General features: G+C 65.0%; 17 protein-coding genes. 8 read left to right on the forward strand and 9 right to left on the reverse strand.

What is annotated here, in order from left to right; genetic code table 11:
• Positions 1-5: 5 nt before the first annotated feature.
• On the reverse strand, positions 6-1220 hold the full coding sequence (locus M1D44_RS11515) for an HD-GYP domain-containing protein (RefSeq protein WP_024976517.1): 1215 nt from the start codon (positions 1218-1220) through the stop codon (positions 6-8).
• Between the two features lie 343 nt (positions 1221-1563).
• Here M1D44_RS11515 and M1D44_RS11520 point away from each other — a divergent pair, with 343 nt between their 5' ends.
• The gene (locus M1D44_RS11520; protein ID WP_024976518.1) at positions 1564-1905 is read left to right on the forward strand and encodes a hypothetical protein; all 342 of its coding nucleotides are present in this window, start codon (positions 1564-1566) and stop codon (positions 1903-1905) included.
• Between the two features lie 74 nt (positions 1906-1979).
• Here M1D44_RS11520 and M1D44_RS11525 read toward each other — a convergent pair whose 3' ends face one another.
• The 3 genes from M1D44_RS11525 to M1D44_RS11535 form a co-directional block, all read right to left on the reverse strand.
• Entirely contained in the window at positions 1980-2495 is a 516-nt protein-coding gene (locus tag M1D44_RS11525; RefSeq protein ID WP_024976519.1) for a MarR family winged helix-turn-helix transcriptional regulator, read from the reverse strand.
• A gap of 72 nt (positions 2496-2567) precedes the next feature.
• Positions 2568-3701: an ABC transporter substrate-binding protein gene (locus M1D44_RS11530; RefSeq protein ID WP_316852716.1), complete on the reverse strand. Its 1134-nt coding sequence runs from the start codon at positions 3699-3701 to the stop codon at positions 2568-2570.
• A 45-nt stretch (positions 3702-3746) separates the two neighbouring features.
• A complete protein-coding gene (locus tag M1D44_RS11535) occupies positions 3747-5012 on the reverse strand; it encodes a flavin-dependent oxidoreductase (protein WP_024976521.1) in 1266 nt (421 codons plus the stop codon).
• A gap of 176 nt (positions 5013-5188) precedes the next feature.
• On the opposite strand from M1D44_RS11535, the gene M1D44_RS11540 reads away from it, so the two are divergent.
• The 4 genes from M1D44_RS11540 to M1D44_RS11555 all read left to right on the forward strand — a co-directional run bounded on the left by M1D44_RS11540 (position 5189) and on the right by M1D44_RS11555 (position 9512).
• On the forward strand, positions 5189-5911 hold the full coding sequence (locus M1D44_RS11540) for a GntR family transcriptional regulator (RefSeq protein WP_024976522.1): 723 nt from the start codon (positions 5189-5191) through the stop codon (positions 5909-5911).
• A 46-nt stretch (positions 5912-5957) separates the two neighbouring features.
• Positions 5958-6635: a DUF2848 domain-containing protein gene (locus M1D44_RS11545; protein ID WP_316852717.1), complete on the forward strand. Its 678-nt coding sequence runs from the start codon at positions 5958-5960 to the stop codon at positions 6633-6635.
• A gap of 27 nt (positions 6636-6662) precedes the next feature.
• Complete coding sequence (locus tag M1D44_RS11550) at positions 6663-8024, forward strand: amidase (RefSeq protein WP_316852718.1); 1362 nt, start codon at positions 6663-6665, stop codon at positions 8022-8024.
• 165 nt (positions 8025-8189) lie between these two features.
• Positions 8190-9512 (forward strand): MFS transporter, encoded by a 1323-nt coding sequence (locus tag M1D44_RS11555; RefSeq protein ID WP_024976525.1) that lies wholly within the window; start codon positions 8190-8192, stop codon positions 9510-9512.
• Between the two features lie 383 nt (positions 9513-9895).
• Here M1D44_RS11555 and M1D44_RS11560 read toward each other — a convergent pair whose 3' ends face one another.
• Both M1D44_RS11560 and M1D44_RS11565 read right to left on the reverse strand, forming a co-directional pair.
• Positions 9896-11308, reverse strand: coding sequence for a methyl-accepting chemotaxis protein (locus M1D44_RS11560; protein WP_024976526.1), 1413 nt, complete (start codon positions 11306-11308; stop codon positions 9896-9898).
• 149 nt (positions 11309-11457) lie between these two features.
• Positions 11458-14181: a sensor domain-containing protein gene (locus M1D44_RS11565; protein WP_024976527.1), complete on the reverse strand. Its 2724-nt coding sequence runs from the start codon at positions 14179-14181 to the stop codon at positions 11458-11460.
• Positions 14182-14350: 169 nt separating this feature from the next.
• Here M1D44_RS11565 and M1D44_RS11570 point away from each other — a divergent pair, with 169 nt between their 5' ends.
• Positions 14351-15526, forward strand: a complete 1176-nt coding sequence (locus M1D44_RS11570; protein WP_316853020.1) for an alpha-D-ribose 1-methylphosphonate 5-triphosphate diphosphatase — start codon at positions 14351-14353, stop codon at positions 15524-15526.
• Between the two features lie 8 nt (positions 15527-15534).
• Positions 15535-16311 carry a DUF1045 domain-containing protein gene (locus M1D44_RS11575; protein WP_316852720.1) on the forward strand — a complete coding sequence of 259 codons (777 nt, stop codon included), beginning with the start codon at positions 15535-15537 and terminating at the stop codon, positions 16309-16311.
• Here the strand turns inward: M1D44_RS11575 and M1D44_RS11580 are convergent.
• The 3 genes from M1D44_RS11580 to M1D44_RS11590 all read right to left on the reverse strand — a co-directional run bounded on the left by M1D44_RS11580 (position 16301) and on the right by M1D44_RS11590 (position 18921).
• The gene (locus M1D44_RS11580) at positions 16301-17116 is read right to left on the reverse strand and encodes a hypothetical protein (protein ID WP_037031676.1); all 816 of its coding nucleotides are present in this window, start codon (positions 17114-17116) and stop codon (positions 16301-16303) included. The two genes, M1D44_RS11575 and M1D44_RS11580, sit on opposite strands and share 11 nt — an antisense overlap.
• Before the next feature lie 19 nt (positions 17117-17135).
• Positions 17136-17525 carry a hypothetical protein gene (locus tag M1D44_RS11585; RefSeq protein ID WP_024976531.1) on the reverse strand — a complete coding sequence of 130 codons (390 nt, stop codon included), beginning with the start codon at positions 17523-17525 and terminating at the stop codon, positions 17136-17138.
• A 211-nt stretch (positions 17526-17736) separates the two neighbouring features.
• Entirely contained in the window at positions 17737-18921 is a 1185-nt protein-coding gene (locus tag M1D44_RS11590) for an MFS transporter (protein WP_316852721.1), read from the reverse strand.
• A gap of 156 nt (positions 18922-19077) precedes the next feature.
• On the opposite strand from M1D44_RS11590, the gene ku reads away from it, so the two are divergent.
• Complete coding sequence (gene ku / locus M1D44_RS11595; protein WP_316852722.1) at positions 19078-19992, forward strand: non-homologous end joining protein Ku; 915 nt, start codon at positions 19078-19080, stop codon at positions 19990-19992.
• Positions 19993-19994: the final 2 nt, after the last annotated feature.

Below are 19994 nucleotides of genomic sequence, written 5' to 3' on the forward strand. Positions count from 1 at the left end.
GCGGCTCAGACCAGGCACATGTCGGAGACTTCCTCGTCCGATAGACCCCAGGTGGTGGCATCTTCCACGGTGACGATGGAATCGTCGGACTTGCCCAAGCTGATGCGCTCGGGGCGCACGCGCGTCTTGGTGTTGCCCGAATAGAAAACGACCACGTCGGGCTTGAGCGCAGACGCCTCGTTCTGGTGGACCACCACGCCCAACCGGTTGGTGCGCAGCTTCACCAGCGTACCTACCGGGTAGATGCCCACGCTGCGCGTGAAAGCCTGGAACACGGTGCGATCGAACTGCGTGTCGGTGCGCGCCATCATGTATTTCAGCGCCTGCGCAGGAGACCACGCATGGTGGTACGGGCTGCTTGACGTAAGCGTGTCGTACACGTCGCAGATGGCGCCCATCTTGGCCCACAGGCTAATAGCCTCGGCCTTCTGGGCGTCAGGATAGCCGCTGCCGTCAATGCGCTCGTGATGGTGCAGGCAGATCTCGCGCGCGATCTCGCTGAACTGGCCGGTACCCTGCAGCAGGTGATGGCCGCCCACGGCGTGGGTCTGCAGCAGCGCCAGTTCGTCCTTGGTGAGGGCGGTGCTCTTGTCCAGCAGCGTGCGCGGCATGGCCGATTTGCCGATGTCGTGCACCAGCCCGCCCAGCCCGCATTCTCGAATCTCGTCTTCAGGCAACCCCAGCGTCTTCGCCAGCGCCACCATCAACGCACAAACGGCAAACGAATGCAGATAGGTGTAGTCGTCCTTGTTCTTCAGCCGCGCCAGCGCAATCAGCGCATAGGAGTTGCGTGCCAGCGAGTTCGACACGTCGTCCACCAGCAGCAGTGCCTTTTCGGTTTCCAGAGCACGGCCCATGCGGGCTTCGGAAAACATGTGGCCAAGCGTCGCCTTGCCGTTTTGCATCAGCTGCTGGGCGTGCTTCCACTCTTCCTTGAGCGACGTTGGCGTGAGCGGCGGACGCGCCGCCAAGGTCTCGCGCGTGAGCGGCTCGGGCGCAGGCGCCGGCGCAGGTACGGGCATCAGCGTTTGCGACATGACGTCTTCGCCGCGCTCGGGGTCGATCCAGATCTCGGTGATACCCGCCTTGCGGATGTCGTCAATCTGGCCCTGGTGCGACAACTGGAATTGCGCACGCCAGAACGGATGCTTGAGCCAGGACCCGCCCAGCTTCATCACAAACATGCCGATACGCAATTGGCTCGCATCGATTCGCTTCATACCCTGCCTACCTCGGCTCGAAGCCCGGTTTTTTGATTGAATTAGGGGAGCGGCGTGCCAGCCGACACTGGCTCGTGTTTCGCAGTCTAGGCGTTTTACGCTGGTGGATGCTCTGGTCCGTCAGCGCGCCAAACCGCGCTTGGCTTATCGGCAAGCCTGCGCAAAACTTGAGGCGAATGTGGATTGGGCGGCGCGCAGCATACTGCAGCCTCGGCAAGCAAACGGCTGGACACTGGCTGTGGCGGCGGTCGAATCAAACGGGTGATGCGTCAAGACCCTCGCCTGTCGGGCTGGCAGGCCGGCGCGGGAGGGGTACACTAGACTTCAAGGATGCGCATCCGATATGACTCAAGATCCCACCTCTCAACGCAAGCAGCAAAACGCCGATGACTTCGCGCTCAACCGCGACGCCATCCGGTGGCTCGCGTCCCTGCCCGACCAGGTGAGGCCGATCGAACTTGGTCGGAAATTTCCGCGCATCATCAACACGATCGCCGCCAAGTGGGCCGATTTCATCGGCTGCCGGCGCTACCTGAACAGCCTGCAGATTGACGACCGGGGCGGCCGCCAAGGCTTCCCGTTCGAGATCGTCCAGGAGATCTGCGCGCTGCGCGAGTACTTCGATTCGCTGTATCCGCCAGACAAGGACCTTTGGCAGAAGGCCATCGACGCCAACAAGCGCTGAAGCGCCCGCAGCCCGCACCAAAGCAAAGCGGCCCACTTTCGGGCCGCTTGTCATTTGCACGGGCAGGCAGCAGATCAGGAAGCGGAATCCGGCCCGGATGCCAGCTTGTTGAGCAGTGCCAGCAGCGTGTGCCGCTCATCCTTTGAAAGATGCGCTGTTACGCGGGCGTCGTGTGCGGTGACGGCGCGGGTGATTTCGTCGAGGGTGGTCGCACCCTTGGCAGTCAGCACAAGCCGGAACGCGCGCTTGTCCTTGGGCGACGGCTGCCGCTCGACCATGCCCATGTCTTCCAGCGTATCGACCAAGAGCACTGCACCGGAGCGCGCCACGCCCAAAATGCTGGCCAGCTCCGTCAGCTTGAGGTTCGGGTTATGCGCGATCACGGTCATGGCCGAGAAGCGCGGCGGCGTGATGTTCCACGCGTGCAGCGAGCGCACGAAATCTTCGTAGATGTGCAGCTGGGCGCGGCGCACGGCATAGCCGACCAGCCCGTCGAGCGCGCCATACTCCACGTCCGCCAGATGCGGGTTGAAGTGCCCCGAAGGGGCCACGGCGGGATACAGGTCGTCGGCTTTGGGCGTGCGGGGCATGGCGGTGTGGATGGGAAAGACCCCTCGATTATCGTCGGCGACGCGCCCGCCGGCCATGCACGCGCGCGTGTTTCAGTTCAACAATTTCCACTTGCCGTGGTCGATGGTCAGCAGCACGCGGCCGCGCGCGTCAAAGCCAAAGTGATCCGTGGCCGTGTAGTTGAGCACGCCGTGCGAAACAACAATGTCGTGCTCCGATTCCAGCGCGCTCTTCAGCGCCTGACGGAACTCGGGCGTGCCCGGCTTGGCCTTCTTGAGCGCCACCGGCACGATGCGCTGGAGCACCTGCAGCGCATCCCACGTGTGGGCGCCGAACTGCGTGCGCGTGTCGGGCCCGTTGGCCTTTTCATAGCGCGTCACGTATTCGAGGGCGGTCTTCTTGCTTGGATGGCTGTCGGGCAATTGCTCGGCCACGATCACGGGGCCTGCCGGCAGGATGGCCCCGTCGACCGCCTTGCCGCCGATGCGGATCAGGTCTTTCGTTGCCGCGCCGTGCGTCTGATAGATCGGCCCCGCATAACCGCGATCTCGCAACGCGGTGTGCGGCAGCGCGGCGCCCGTGCCTGCACCGGCCACCAGGATCGCATCGGGCTTGATGCTGACCAGCTTGGCGACCTGCCCCGTCACGCTGGTGTCTGCGCGGGCATAGCGTTCCACGTCGACGATCTTGATGCCGCGCGGCGTGGCGGCCGCAGTGAAGTCCTTGAGCCAGCTCTCGCCGTACGCATCGGCAAAGCCGATGAAGCCGACGTTCTTGATGCCGGACGCCGCCATGCGCGCGGCAATCGCCTCGGCCATCAGCGAGATCGGCTGCGCAAGACGATAGGTCCAATCGCCCTTGCCCGGCTTCAGCTCAACCGGCGCCAACGCCAGTTGCGGCGTGTGCGATTCGGTGGCGACTTCGGCAATCGCAATCGACGGTGCCACCGCCGACGAGCCAACGATGATGTCGACATGGTCTTCCGTCACGAGCTTGCGTGCCAGGCGCGTGCCGGTGCTTGGGTCTGAGGCGTCATCCACCACCACGAGACGCAGCTTTTCTCCGCCGATGGAATCCGGATAGAACGCCAACGAGTTCTTCTGCGTGATGCCGAGCGACGCCGACGGCCCTGTCGTCGACAGGCTCACACCAACGACGATTTCGGCGTGGGCAGCGGTGGCGAGCAACAGCGCAGCAGTGGCGCAGATGGTGCGGCGGATGGTCATGGGGCCCCCTTTTTCTCTCTTCTGGCGTGTGAACGTATCGGTGTTTCAGGCGCGGCCAGGCATGGGTGGCTGATCGCGCAGCGATTGCGGATCGAAGCCGGCCAGCTTTTTGTAGCGCATCGCAATCCCTTCCAATTCCGAGCGCGGGATCACGTCGTCGATGCGCGCGAAGCCTTGGGGCGCGCGCTCATGCGCGAGCTGCATGACCTGCTCCGGCCCGTTGAGGCGGTTGCGCAGCACGATGCCAGCCGTGCGCGGCAGGCGATCAGCCTCGTACTCACGCAGGGCCACGCCGGTGTCGCGCGTGGCGAGCAGGCAATCGACCAACGCCCGCGCATCGAGAATCGCCTGCGCGCTGCCGTTCGAGCCGATCGGATACATCGGGTGTGCCGCGTCGCCCAGCAGCGTAGCGCGGCCGAAGGTCCAGCGTGGCAGCGGATCTTTGTCGACGAGCGGGAATTCGTACACGGCCTCTGCGCCGTCGATCAAAGCCGGGATGTCGATCCAACTCCATTTCCAGTCGGAGAAGGCGCTGCGGAAGATCGCGCGGTCGACCTCGCGGTTCCAGTCGCTGCGTGGCGGTGCCTCGTCGGGCACGCGCAGCTCGGCAATCCAGTTGATGCGCGAGCGGCCCTGCTGGCGTAGCGGTTCGGAGATCGGATAGGCGACGAACTTCTGGTCTTGGTGGCCCGCCATGAACATGGTGCGTCCATCGAGATACGGCTCGGCTTCGGTGACGGCGCGCCACAACATGCGGCCCGCAAAACGCGGCGCATCGCCGCTCGGGTAGAAGTGCCGGCGTACGGCGGAGTGGATGCCATCGGCGCCGACCAGCACGTCGGCCGAGGATTCGACAACGGTGTCGTTGGTGCGATCACGCAGCGTGAAGCGCACGGGGCCGCCCTTCTCGCCCGTCGATTGAACCGCCTCGAAGCTGTGGCCAAGGCGGATGCAACCAGCGCCGAGGCGCTCGGTCACGGCATCGGCCAGGGCCATCTGGAATTCGCCACGGTGAATGGAGAACTGTGGCCAGTCGTAGCCTGCGGCCAGCCCGCGCGGCTCGTGCCAGATCGGCTGGCCGAAACGGTTGTAGTAAGCCAGCGCGGACGTCCGAATCGCGAGCGCACTCAGCGTGTCTTCCAAGCCCAGTTCGCACAGCTGGCGCGCCGCGTGCGGCAGCAGGTTGATGCCAACGCCCAGTGGCCGCAGCGTCTGCACGGCCTCCCACACCTCAACCTCGAAACCTTGGCGCTCCGCCATCAACGCGAGCGTCAGGCCGCCGATGCCCGCCCCGATGATGGCGATCTTCATGGCTGTCTCCCTGAAATTTGTTGCAGTCTATAACGAATCTCAACGGCATCCTGCCAACGACATATCAGGGCAAATACCTAGAAGAACGCGGCTGAATGCGGCGTGTTGCTCGCTTGACGCTCTGTGAGATATTACAATACCATCACTCGACTTTTACAAAATTCGAGGCCGTCGCGATGTCGCGTCCGATCAAGCTGGTTTCCGGTTCTGCCAAACCCGCGTCTGCATCTGCACCGTTTGCCGTTGAACCCGACGCGCATGCGCCCAAGGGCGCCGCCATGCGTGAACTCGCCTACAACGAGATCAAGCGCCGCATCATGGCGTGCGAGTTCCGCCCCGGCGAGCCGCTCAACGAAGCGCAGCTCGGCACGATTCTGGGACTGGGCCGAACGCCGATCCACCAGGCGCTGCATCGTCTGGAGGTGGAGGGGCTGGTGCAGATCCTGCCGCGCAAGGGCGTGCTGGTGACGCCGCTGTCGCTCAACGACGTGCTCGACATGATCGAGGTGCGCGCCACCAACGAGATCCTGTGCGTGACGCTGGCCGCTGAGCGCGCCCACCCCGCCGATTTCGAGGCCATGCGTGCCATCGTCGATGCATCGCCCGCGCTGATCGAGCACCGCGACATTGCCGCGTTGGCCGCGCTGGACCTCAAGTTCCACCTCGCCATCTCCGCCGCCTCGCGCAACCGCGTGCTGGCCGAGTTGCTGCGCGGCCTGCACGAGAAGCAGGCGCGCTTCTGGTTCCTCTCGCTCTCAGAGCCGCAGCACCTGCAGAACGTGTACGACGAGCACCTTGCCGTGCTGGATGCGCTGGAGCGCCGCGACGTGCCCGCAGCGCGTGAAGCCATTCGCGAGCACATCGACGAGTTCCGCCGCACGATCATCCGCACGCTCTGATCCCGATTTCCCTCCGTTCGTTTTTCCCGCTTCTTCCGGATTCCGCATGACCACGCTGCACCTGAACCTGATCGGCCACGGCCCCATCGACGTGACCGTGGACCACCTTGTCATTGCCGGCTGGACCGGCCGCGATGCACAAGCCGTTGAACACCACATTGCTGAACTGGAAGCCATTGGCGTGGCGCGCCCGGCGCGTGTGCCGTGCTTCTACCGCGTGTCGGCCTCGCTGCTGACCACCGACACCAGCGTGGAGATTCCCGGCGCAGATTCATCAGGCGAGGCGGAGTTCGTGCTGTATTCCACGCCGATGGGCCTGCTGGTCGGCATCGGCTCGGACCATACCGACCGCAAGGTCGAAGCCTATGGCGTGACGGTCTCCAAGCAGATGTGCGCCAAGCCCGTGAGCCGCGACGTGTGGCGCTTCGAAGCGCTCGCCGACCATTGGGACAACCTGCAGATGAAGACCTGGCGCACACGCGACGGCCAGACCGCGCTGTACCAGGAAGGCGGCGTCACGCGCATGCTCGACCCGCGCGACCTCATCCGCCGCTACACCGGCAACGACACGCTGCCGGTGGGCACCGCCATGTTCTGCGGCACGCAGCCCATCATCGGCGAACTCGGTTTTGGCGAGGCCTTCGACATGGCACTGATTGACCCGGTGTCGGGCACCGAGCTGCGCCATCGCTATGCTGTTGACACGCTGCCTGTTGAAGGCTGAAGCGCACCACCCAACGGAGACCACCGCATGATGACGCCCCGCCCGAACATGATCCGCACACTGGCCGCTGACCTGGCTGCCGGCCGCACCACCAGCGTCGCGCTGACCGAAGCAGCGCTGGAGCGCGCCGAATCGCACCGCGCCGCTGGCGGTGCCGCCTATGTGAGCATCGACGTGCAAGCCGCGCTGGCCATGGCGCGCGCCGCCGATGCCGCGCGTGCGGCAGGCAACGTGCCCTCGCCGCTGGCGGGGTTGCCCGTGTCGATCAAGGATCTTTTTGACGTGGCCGGGCAGGTGACGGCAGCCGGTTCGCGCGCCCTGGCCCATCAGCCGCGCGCCACTGCTGATGCTGCTGCCGTTGCGCGCCTGCGTGCAGCCGGAGCAGTGCTGCTCGGCCGCACCAACATGAGCGAATTTGCGTTCTCGGGTCTTGGCCTGAACCCGCACTACGGCACGCCGCGCACGCCGGCGGACGGCGCGCGTGCGGCGGGCGGCTCCACGTCGGGCGGCGCCGTCACCGTTGCGGGCGGCATGGCCGTGGCGGCACTGGGCACGGACACTGGCGGCTCGATCCGCATTCCGGCGGCGTTCTGCAATCTGACCGGCTTCAAACCCACCGCGCGCCGTGTGCCGATGACGGGCGGCGTGCCGCTGTCCACGTCGCTCGATTCGGGCGGCCCGCTCACCAACTCGGTCGACTGCTGCGCCATCGTCGATGCCGTGCTGAGCGGCGAGTCGGGCAGCGACGCGTTCGACACCACCGCTGTGCCGCTGGCCGGATTGCGTTTGGGCATCACACAGGACTTTGTCGGTGCCGACCTGGACAACACGGTCGCCGTTGCATTCAACCGCGCCGTTGAACAGCTCGAACGTGCCGGTGCACACGTCGTGCGTTTTGAATTTCCAGAGCTGCTGCAACTGCCGGAGATCAACAGCGGCGGCGGCTTCTCGGCGGCGGAATCGTGGGCATGGCATCGCTCGCTGCTCGCGCGTGCGGAAACCCAGTACGACCCACGCGTCGCCACGCGCATCCGCCGTGGTGAGCAGATGAGCGCCGCTGCATACATCGACGTGATCAACGCACGCGCCCGCATGATTGCCGCCGCACGCAAACGTCTGGGCAACCTCGATGCATGGCTGATGCCGACGGTTGCCATCGTGCCACCCGAGGTCGCACCGCTCGAAGCGGATGACGCGCAGTTCTTTCGCACCAATGCTCTCACGCTGCGCAATCCAAGCGTGATCAATTTCCTGGACGGCTGCGCGCTGACGCTGCCTGTACACGCCGCCGGCGAACTGCCGGTCGGCCTGTCGCTCTGCGGTCTCGCCAACGACGACGCACGCATCCTGCGCGTTGGCCGGGCGGTGGAGGCTGCCCTGCGGCGTTGATCGACTAGCCAGAACATTCCCCGCCTGCGCCCGGGCCGCGCAGGCGGTTTCCCAAGCCAAATCAAAAGGCGCGCTGCAGACGCGCCGGGCCCAACTCATGCCTGCGTTTCGTACAACACAGCAGCACACGAAGCGCTGGCCCCTCACACGCTATTGGAGGAAACCATGTCGCAAACCCAAGCCCTGGCGGCTACCCCAACGGACCCGGCCAGCCGCCCACTCCCCAGCGCAGAACTGGATGTCACCTACCGGCGCATTGCGTACCGGCTGGTGCCGTTCCTGGTGGTGCTGTTCATCCTCGCCTGGATCGACCGCGTTAACGTCGGCTTCGCCAAGCTCTCGATGCTGCAGGACCTGCAGTTCAGCGAAGCGGTGTACGGCCTGGGTGCCGGCATCTTCTTCATCGGTTACTTCCTGTTTGAAGTGCCGAGCAACCTGCTGTTGGAAAAGATCGGCGCACGCAAGACGCTGGCGCGCATCACCATCCTGTGGGGCCTGGCCTCGATGGCGATGATCTACGTAAAGACGCCCACCTCGTTCTACGTGATGCGCTTCCTGCTGGGCATTTTTGAAGCGGGTTTCTTCCCAGGCGTGGTGTTGTATCTGACGTACTGGTTTCCCTCCGCACGCCGCGCACGCATCAATGGCCTGTTCATGACCTCGTTTGCGATTGCGGGCGTCGTGGGCGGCCCCGTTGCCGGCTTCATCATGAGCCGCATGGAAGGCGTGGGCCACCTCGCCAACTGGCAATGGCTGTTCCTGCTCGAAGGCATTCCGTCGGTGCTGGCCGGCTTTGCCGTGCTTGCGTGGCTGCCCGAAACGCCTCGCCAGGCCAAATGGCTTTCTGCTGCAGAACAAGACGCCGTCGTGCGCGCCGTTGAAGTGGAGAACCGCGACCCTGCCAAGCATGCCTCGTTTGGCGCCGCACTGGCCAACGCTCGCGTGTGGATCTGCGCAGCGATCTACTTCTGCGTGGTCAGCGGCAACGCCACCATTGCCTTCTGGACGCCGTCGATCATCAAAGAACTGGGCGTGCAGGGCAATTTCCACATCGGGCTGATCTCCGCCATTCCGTTCATCGCGGGCACGATTGCGATGGTGTGGAACGGCGCGCATTCCGATCGCACCGGCGAGCGCCGCATGCACTGCGCCATTGCGGCCGTCATCGCAGCCGCCGGCCTGGTCGCAACAGGCGCATTGCTCGGCTCGCCGGCGCTTGCGCTAATCTCGCTGACGGTCGCCGCCATCGGCATCCTCGCCGCGTTCCCGGTGTTCTGGTCGATCCCGGCCGTGTTCCTGGCCGGCACTGCAGCCGCAGGCGGCATCGCCCTCATCAACTCCATCGGCAACCTGGCCGGCTTCGTCGCGCCGTACATGATCGGCTGGTTGAAGACGAGCACAGGGCACCTCTCCGCCGGCCTCTACTTCGTAGCCGCGCTGGAGCTGGGCGCCGCCGTGCTGGTCATCCTGGGCACACGCAAACACTAAGCACTTACGCAAACGACGCATCGTGGCGCCAACCTCAGCGCCGCGATGGTTTGGCCGTACCCTGCCCTAGATGGCGCCTTGAATTTCTGTAAGCGGGCGGAAACAAGAAGGAGGCCTGTCTGAGCGAGGCGAGTTTGCCTCCTTCTCCGCCCGGTTACAGAAATTCAAGGGGAAGTCGCCATCTCGGGCGCGCCTTTCTTTGCTTACTTTCTTTGGCAAGACAAAGAAAGTGAGTCAGCCCCGGCAGGGGATGAAACAAGGAATGCACCAGCAACAAAAAAAACCCGCGAGCAAAGTCAAAAACCGCACGCGCGAAGTTCCCCCCCCCGACGTTGCGAACCCCATCAGCGAAGTTCGGAACATCAACCCTGCAGTTGCGGACTCTAGCCCGCCACCTTGTACCCCATCCGAACGCCACCCCAGTGGCGGCCTTTGACGTAAATCGGCGCCGACACATCCTTCATCATCGCAAACGTCCCGTTCCCCATATCGCGACGATATGTCTGCAACAAAAATGCCTCGGTATTGCGCGCCGCCCCGAGTCCCGTCCTATCGGTGAACAGCCGACGGTTACGGCTGTTGGCAGCATTCCAGGCTGGATCGCTGCCCTGCGGCTGGGAGAACTTCAGGTTGTGCGTCGGCAGATAGCCATTGGTGTCCACCGCCGCACAAAACACCACGCGAGGATCAAGCTGAAGCAAAGGCTCCTGCACCGCAGGCAGCACGCGATCCGTGAACACCGTAAACCGCGCCATATGCTGCGGCGGATCGGTATTCGGCACCGGCTCATAGGCGCGGTCGAACAAGTCGCCCTCGCTGATATCGCCCCGCGCCAGCGCCGATTCAAACAGCGCACTGATCTTGCCAGCTGCAGTCTGCACCGCTTCGATGAAGGGCGTATCGGCGCTCTGCACACCGGTTGACGCCGTCAACCGGATCAACGTTTCCGACGCCCCCAGCAACCCGGAAAGCTGCCGTTGCGCGTTGTCGATGTTGTGGCTCGATTGCTTCACACCCTCGGCCATCGCATCCACCTCACGTGCAAGCGACGCGCATTCGCCTTCAATGGCGGCAGTGGATTCCGCAATGCTCGTCGCCTCAACGTCAAAGCGCGCGATGGCCTCGCCAGCCACGCCAATCACCGCACCAATCGCCTGCGTGCCGGTATCCACACGCTGGGCGCGTGCCACGTTCGCACTGCTGTCGCCGATCAACTTGTCGGTCTGGCCGGACAAATCCGCCAAGGTGGTTTCGATACGCTGCGTCGCTTCGGCGGTCTGGCCGGCGAGCTGCTTCACAGCACCCGCAACGACGGCAAAGCTGCGGCCCGATTCACCCGCGCGCGCGGCTTCAATGGCGGCGTTGATCGCCAGCAGATTGGTCTGCCTGGCAATCTGCGAAATCTGCTCGGATGCCTGCGCCACGTGGATGAGCGCCTCACGCAGCGCAGCAATCTGCTGCTCCATGCTCGCCACGCCAACGGCAAGCTCGCGAATGTCGCGCAGCGATGCATCGACCGTTGCACGCGAGCCACTCACCTCCTCGCTGGCATGCGAGGCGACTTCACGCGCATGCCGCGCTGCCACAGCGATGTCGTGGTTGCCGCGCATGGTGACGTCGGCAGCATTGCGCAACTGATCGAACACATCGGCCTGCCGGCGCAGCCGCACGGCCACGTCTTCCACATTGCCGGACACTTCGCAGATGCCCATGCCCACGCGGCCGGCCTCTTCGGCAATACGGGCGACAAGTTCGGGAGGGGCTTTCGGGCCGCGGCCCCAGGCAAATGGCTTCACGTGCGGTGGTCTCCAGATGTCGTTGTTGTGTGTGCGCTCGCGCTGATGGCGAAGCAACCCTCTGTGGGGAGTATCGGCGCGGGCGGTCCGCGCTTGAGCCACGCTACCCGCCCCGGCTTACGCGGGCATTACATGCGCCTTGCGCAGCACTACGCCTGGGCGGAACGGTCGCGACGCAGCCGGGCCTCGTAGGCGGCGGCCGTCATTGGGGGGCCGAACAGGAAGCCCTGCAACTTGTCGCACCCGGCAGCTTGCAGGAACTCGGCCTGCTCCAGCGTCTCGACACCCTCTGCCGTGACGGTCATGTCCAGCGACGCGGCCATCGCGACCACGGCGCGCGAGATCACCACCGAATCGCGATGGCGCGGAATGCCCGAGACGAACGAACGATCCACTTTCAGGTTGTCGATCGGGAAACGCTGCAGATACGACAGCGACGAATACCCCGTGCCGAAATCGTCGATCGAGATGCGAATGCCCAACGCCGTGAGCGCGTCGAGCATCGGCATCACAGCGGCGGTGTCGCGCATGAGCAGGCCTTCGGTAATTTCCATCTCCAGCGCGCTCGCGGGCAAACCCGCTTCGGTCAGGCAGCGCGAGATGGTCGGCACGAGCCCCTCGCCAAACTGGCGCGGCGACAGGTTCACGGCGACAAAGAACTCCGGCATGCACGTGGCACGCCAATGCGCGGCCTGGCGGCACGCTTGCGCCAGCACCCATTCTCCGATGTCGCCGATGAGCCCGGCATCTTCCGCCACGGGAATGAACTCGGCCGGTGACACTTCGCCCAGTTCGATGCTGTGCCAGCGCAGCAGCACTTCAGCGCCGACGATGTCCATCGACGTGGCATCGACGATGGGCTGGAAGCGCAGCGACAGCTCGCCCGCTGTCAGTGCGCGGCGCAGGTGGTATTCCAGCTGGAAGCGCCGTTGCGCACGCTGCGACAGGCGCGCGGTGTAGACGCGATGCTGGTTGCGGCCGTTCTGCTTGGCGTTGTACATGGCGGCATCCGCGCAGCGCAGCAGCGTGGCGGCATCGTTACCGTGCTCGGGGTACACCGCGATGCCGATCGACGCGCCCAGGTAATACTCCGTGCCGCTCGTCGAAAACGGCTGCGCGATCGAATGGACGATGCGCTTGGCCAAGCGCTCTGCCTCACCCAACGAGCGCACGTTGTCGAGCAGCACGACAAACTCATCACCGCCCAGGCGCGCCAGCGTATCGCTCTGGCGCACGCAGGCCGACAGGCGTTGCGCGACGATGCGCAGCAAGTGGTCACCGGCTTCGTGGCCGGCTGTGTCGTTCACCTTCTTGAAGCCGTCCAGATCGAGGAACAGCACGGCGACCTGGCGCGCTTCGTTGGCCTGGCTGGCCGCCTGCTCCATCACCGCCTGCATGCGCTGAGAGAAATACGCGCGGTTGTACAAGCCGGTGAGCGCATCACGCTGCGCGAGGAAAGTGAGCTGCTGCTGGGCCGCGCGCGCTGGTCCGATATCGTTGAACGAGATGAGCACGGACGACGGGGCATCGTCGCCGGGGCGCACGATGGGCAGCACGTTTTCGTGCACCCACACGATGTCGCCGTCCACCAGTTCCAGGCCGACGGTCAAGCCGAGCAGCGGCTTGCCGGTGGCGAACACCACGCGCGTGGGGCGCTCATTGAGCGGGATCTCGCTGCCGTCTTCGCGCAACGAGCGGCGCATCAGCGTCAGATGGCTGGTGCCCACGGGCGACACGTTGCCCGCGCGAAGAATGCGCCGTGCGCTCGGGTTGCACGCGAGGATGGTGCCATCGGCCGCCTGCACGACGATGCCTTCGGTCAGGTTGTCGACGGCCAGGCGGTAGCGTTCTTCGCTCTCTTGGAGATCGCGTGCGATATGCGCCTTCTGCACAGCCACGCCGATGATGTCGGTAATGCCGTCGAGCAGCCCCATGGCGTCGCGCGTGGGTGCACGCGGGGTGTCGTAATAGATACCCATCGCGCCGATCATCTGCGCGTTGTCGCCGCGGATGGGCGTGGACCAGCACGCGCGCAGGCCCAGCGGCGCAACGATATCGCGGTAGCCATCCCAGAGCGGGTCGGCGTCGATGTCTTCTACCACCACGGTCTTGTTCAGGAACATGGCCGTCCCGCACGAACCGACCGAAGGACCGAGCGTGATGCCGACCAGCAACTGCGAGAGTATGAAAGGCAGCGACGGTGCCACGGCCTGCGTGATGTGCTCGCCATCGCCGCTTAGCAGGACCGAACACATCGCGCCGTCGTCAAGCAGCACCTCCACCAGCCGGCACACCTCAGCCAGCAGATCCGGAAGCGGCACGTTGCGCGAGCTAAGCTCCAGCACGGTTTTTTCGCAGCGCAGCAATTCCTTGGCGCGCGCGGTTTCAGCGGCCAGTGCCCGGTAATTGGCTTCGGATTCGCGCAGCGCTTGTTCGGCCTGCTTGCGCTGGGTGATGTCGCGTGCCACCACCTGGATGGCGGTGCGCCAGCCGAGCTGCACCGGCGCGGAAAGCACCTCGACTTCCACGGGAGTGCCATCGCAACGCAGCAAGGTCTGCTCGACCGGCGGCAAGCCCGCATTGTGCTCAACCATCCACTCCCGGCGCTGACGGGCGAGGTGCGTCGAATTGTCGTGGACGAACTCATCCAGTTCGTGGCCCACGATGTCGCGCGCCGTCTGCGCGCCAAACAGCCGAACGCCCGCCTCGTTGACGAAAACGATAATGTCGTCCGCCACGATGTACAGCGCATCTGGCATTTGCCGGACAAGCGCCTCGTAACGGTCATCAGCGAGCGGCAACGGCCTGGGGCTGTCCTGATCGATCACATCCGGTTCGGGACGGTCAGGCCGCTCAGCAGAGGTGGCGTCCATATCTGGGTTGTTTTTCAAGATATCGACCAATGTGTCAGGAAAGTTAAGGCGTTTGGCTGGCCCTCCCCTCTTCAGGGTGGTGCAAATGGCGGATGTGCGGCTAAGCGGCATGCCAGTTGCGGCACAATGCCTGCACGATGTCTCTGCGCACTTTTCGCACCTCGGCCTTATGCAATCGTTTTCGTCTTCCGTCAGCCACGTGGCCGGCCTGATTTCGCGACGTACCCTGCTGCCCGAGGGGCTGACCGAAGCTGCCGTGCAGTTTCGCGACGGGCATATCGCCGCCTGTGATGCCAACCCGACGCGCGGGATGATCGACTGCGGCGACCTGCTAGTCCTGCCCGGCATCGTCGACCTGCACGGCGATGCCTTCGAACGCGCCGTCATGCCCCGCCCCGGCGTGGCCTTTCCCTACGAAACCGCCCTGGCCGACGTTGACGGTCAATTGCTTGCCAACGGCATCACCACCGAATTCCACGGCGTGACGTATTCGTGGGAGGGTGGCCTGCGCGGCCACGCCTATGCCCAGCGCATGCTCGACACGCTCGATGCCATGCGCCCGCACCTGGGGGCACAGCATTTGATGCACCTGCGCTTCGAATTGCATCACGCCGATGGCGTTGCCGATGCGCTGGCCTGGATGGACGCCGGCCGCGTGCACTTCCTGTCGTTCAACGATCACCTGCCTGGGATGCGAGAGAAGCTGGGCGACGCGCGCAAGCTCGCACAATACGCCGATCGGGCCGAGTGCGACATCAACACGTTCCTCGCCCGCCTGAATGCCGCCGCAGTCAACGCCACGAGGCTCGCTGAGGTGACCGGCACGCTCGCGCGGGCGGCGCAGCAACGCGGCATCTGCATGGCTTCACATGACGAACCCGACATTGCCACGCGCAACACGTTCCACGCGCACGGCTGCACCGTCACTGAATTTCCGTTGACCGAGGATGTCGCGCAGGCGGCACGCGCGCATGGCGGACATATCGTCTTCGGTGCGCCCAACATCGTGCGCGGCGGCAGCCATAACGGCGCACCCGATGCGACAGCCATGGTGGCCGCGGGCCTGGGCACCGTGTTGGCGTCCGACTATTACTACCCCGCGCTGCTGGCCGCGCCGTTCAAGCTGGCTGAGCGCGGTGTGGTGCCGCTGGTCGAGGGCTGGGCGCTGGTGGCGGCCAACCCGGCCGAAGCCGCTGGCCTGACGGATCGCGGCGCGCTCGCGACTGGCCTGCGCGCCGATGCCATCGTGGTGGATGACCGCCGCCCCGGCCTGCCGCGTGTGGTGGCAGCCGTGGTGGGTGGCCGGCTGCGCCATGCTGCCGGGCAGTTGCCGCTGATCGGCTGAACCACACCATGGAGCAAGCGCCGGCACCTTTACCGTCAGCCTGGCGATACGCGCTCTACCTGCTGCCGCCCGAGCCCTGGTACGGCCTGGGCACGCGCTGGCTCGGCCGCTGCGCCCGCACCAGCACCGCCATCTCTGCCGATGAGCGCGAGGCGTTTGTCCGCGAAGCCGGCATCGACCTCGCCACGCTCGACTGCTGGACGGAAGCGCCGCGCCAATACGGCCTGCACGCCACGTTCAAGCCGCCGTTCCGCTTGGCAAGCGATCGCACCGTTGATGAGCTGGACGCCGCGCTGCGCCGCTTCGCACAGCAGCAGGAAACCTTCGCGATCGAGCCGGCCTTGCAGACGCTGCGCGGCTTTCTCGCTTGGCGGCTGCGTCATGGCGACCCAGCGCGCGACAGGCTCCACCGGTTAGCCGATGCGTGCGTTGCCGAGTTCGATGCCTTTCGCGCGCCGCCTCCGCCCACTGAACTTGCGCGCCGTCGTCGTGCGGGCCTGTCGGATGCGCAAGAGCGCCATCTGCAGCGCTGGGGCTATCCGTATGTGTTTGGTACGTTCACGTTCCACATCACGCTGACCGGCCGGCTCGACCATGCCGAGCAGCTTGCGTGTTATCGCGCATTGGAAGCCACGCGCGTGGTGCTGCCACCCGCCATGCCCATTGACCACATCGCGTTGTTCTCGCAGCCTGCGCCGGAAGCGCCGTTTACGGTGGTTCGTGTGTACCGGTTTGATGGGAGCACGGAAGATTTCGACGCTGCGCAGAGCGCGCTCAGCGCTTGAGTTCGACCACGTCGATCACCTCCGTCTGGCCGTGCTGCTCAACCTCCTGGCGCATCACGACGGCCGCTTCGGGGCAGTACCAATCGGTGATGTGCGCCACCGTCGGGTCGGGCTCAAGCGTTTCATTGCCCAGCCGCAGCACACCGAGGCGCGCCGTGCGCGTGTAGCGGATCGGCCGGCACTGCAACTCGCCGACCACGGTGTTCATCGGCTGCGGCGGCCCGACCTCGCGCTCCGACACCTCCACCTTGGCGCGCTCGGCCCGCATGCGCCCCACGGAGATCCCCAGACGTGGCGAGACCACATCGAAATCGAAGCTCGATTCATATGTATCGCCGGGCAGCATCTCGGCTTCGGGCGCCAAGCCAGCGCCATACAGGAACATGCCGGAAATGGCAGTGCTCACGGTGCCGATCAGATCGGCATGTTCGCTTTGCGCAAACACGCGACCGTTGATGCTGACGATGCGCGTGACCACGCCAGCCTCGTCCACCAGCAACTGGTGCTCCTGCACCGTCTCGATCGGCCGGCCACCCAACGCCACGAGGCCCGATTTGGCGTAGATGTGCAGACCGATTTCGCAGCCGTCCTGCATGTCTCGATTGACGTCGTGCAGGGTGAACTCGACGATCATCGGTGTCTTGCCGTTGCCGTCCAGACGCACGCGGCTGCCGTCGTGCACCCAGGGCGCGGAGCATAGCCCCGCTGCCTGCGCAGGCAACGCCAACGCCATCGCCGCCACGGCTGCGGCGGCGTTCCATAAAGAAAAACGCTGATGCATCGGGCGATGCATCAGCGTCTTCATGAACCCGATCGGCACGGGCTTACTGCTTGGGCGCGTCCTTCTTGTTGGCACCCTCGCTGTACGGGTCAAACTTGCCGCCGGCCTTGGCACCTTGGGTGTACGGGTCGAACTTCTCGCCGGCCTTGGCGCCCTGGGTGTACGTGTCGTACTTGCCCTTCTCGACATTGGCCGGCTGGGCGCCCGGGTTGAGCGCGCTGGCGGTGCTGTCATTCTTGTTGGCGCCCTGCGAATACGGGTCGAATTTGTCGCCGGCCTTCGCACCCTGCTGGTACGGATCGAACTTGTCGCCGACTTTTGCGCCTTGGCTATAGGGGTCGAACTTCTTCTGGTCAGTCTGCGCGTGGGCTACGGTGCCGATGGCTGCTACGGCAGCGACTGCTGCCACGAGGGTAAGACGTTTGTACGGCATCTGAAGCTCCTTTCCTATGGGTCGTTTGGGCTGATCAAATCAAATGGTGCAGCCTCGTTTTGAACGCATCCCGGTGTCATGCACAACTGGCACGTTGGCAACGGCGCCGGGAAACCCCTCTCCTCGTCGTAAGCTATGGCAAGCGCACAGGAAAGTCAACGCGCAGAAACTGCATATTTTTTGGGCAGTTGCCAGCTGACGCGCAGGCCGATCAGCGGCGTTCCGGCTGGCGGATCGCACGCGGGCCTAACACCGCAATCAACGCCATGGTGAGCGCCACCACCGACAGCCCCCAGCGCAGGTCGGAGCGATGGGCAATCAACCCGATGATGACCGGGCCGATCAGCAAGCCCACGTAGGCAAAGCGCGCCACGGCAGCAATGCCTTCGGCGGCCGGCACGCCCGGCAGGCGCGACGCGGTGATGAAGAAGATCGGCACCATGTTGGCGGCGCCCACGCCCATCAGCGCAAAACCTGCCAGGACAGCGATCGGCGCGGGCCACAACAGAGCAAGCAGGATTCCGCCCGTTGCCAGCACGCCACTGCCGCAAAGCACACGCATGTTGCCCCAGCGCCCGCGTGCGAAATCGCCGCCAAAACGCGCCAGTGCCATGCCGCCCGAAAACGCCGCATAACCCGCGCTGGCAATGGCCTCGGGCGATTGCGCGATCTCGCGCATGTACACGGTCGTCCAGTCGTACATCGCGCCTTCGCCTACCAGCCCCAGGAAGGCCAGCACGCCGAGCAAGAACAGCGTGCGGCCCGTGGTCGGATGTGCGGATTCGCCTTCTGCATGCACGTGGTCAGGCAGCATGAAAGGGCCCGCACACAGCGCAGCCGCCATGGTGACGAGCGCCATGCCGCCGCAGTGCACCGCTGGCGGAACGCCCAGTTCCAGCAGCACGCCGCCCACCGCCGCCCCCACCATGCCGCCCAGGCTGAACATGCCGTGCAGCGACGAGATGATCGGCTTGTGGTGATTGGCCTCCACTGTGGTGGCCTGCGCATTGATGGCCACGTCGAAACCCGCGTTGGTGATGCCGAACAGCAGCAGCACTGCCAGCAGCGCGGGGTAGCTCGGCATCAGCATGAGGAGCGCCGTCGTGGCGCCAAAGGCCGCGCCGCCCTGCACGCTAGCGCGCCGTGTGCCGACGCGTGCCGCCCACTTGCCCGCAAACTTCATCGCGACGATGGCGCCGGCGGCCACCATGAACATCGCCAGCGACAGCGATGCCTCGGACAATCCGAAACGCGCCTTCACCGTAGGAATGTGAACGCCCCACGTCGCAAACGTTGCACCGTTGGCGAAAAAGAGGGCCATCGTCGCCGCACGAGCCGACAGGGGAAGCCGGCGCCGCTGCAACGCGCCGGCAGATTGGACGTATTCGGAAGACATGAAGGACTGCTGAGAAAAACGCGCGGCGCAAACGTGCCGCGCCGCAAAGGCACCATGCTACCGCGCCCGGCTGATGAGCGTATGACGCCGCCCCGCGCCAGGCAGGTATGCGGCTTGCGTCACCACGCTCGAATCCACCGCATCGGGAGACCCGCCATGCCCCGCGTGATCTGGAAAGGCGCCGTCAGCTTCGGCCTTGTCCACATCCCCGTTGCGCTGTATCCAGCCACCCGCAGCGACGATCTCGATTTCGACTGGCTCGACCGTCGCACGATGGACCGCGTCGGCTACAAGCGCATCAACAAAACCACCGGCAAAGAGGTGCCGCGCGAGCAGATCGTGCGCGGCTACGCTTACGAGAAAGACCGCTACGTGATCCTGACCGACGAGGACATCCGCGCGGCCAACCCAGTCTCGACGCAAACGGTGGATCTGCTGACCTTCGTCGATGCGGCTGAGATTCCGTTTCTTTATCTCGATACGCCCTACTTTCTCGCGCCCGACCGGCGCGGCGAAAAGGTCTACGCGCTGCTGCGCGAAGCGTTGACGCGCTCGCAAAAGATCGGTGTCGCCAACGTGGTGCTGCACACCAAGCAGCATCTGGCTGCGCTGATTCCGATGGGGCCGGTGCTTGTGCTGCATACGCTGCGCTGGTCCAACGAGGTGCGCGACTGGTCCGAGCTCGACGTGCCGGAAGAAGGTGCCAAGGCTGCCAAGCTCACGGCCAAGGAGATCGACATGGCTGAAAAGCTGATCGACGACATGAGCGGCACGTGGGACCCTGCCGAATACCACGACACCTTCCGCGACGACATCCTTGCGCTGGTCGATCGCAAAGTGCGCGAAGGCCGCACGGAATCCGTCGAGCCGATGGAAGCCGAACACGCCGCACCGCGTACCGGCAACGTGATCGACCTGACCGACCTGCTTCGCCAGAGCCTTGCCAAGCGCGGCAAGGGCAAAGGTGCGTCAAATGACGAGGCGGAAGACGAACCCGCCCCGCGCAAGCGTGCGCCACGCAAGGCCACTGCCAAAACAGCGCGCAAGCCGGCCGTGCGCAAGCGCGCATAACA

The organism is Ralstonia sp. SA306 (genome assembly GCF_054792405.1).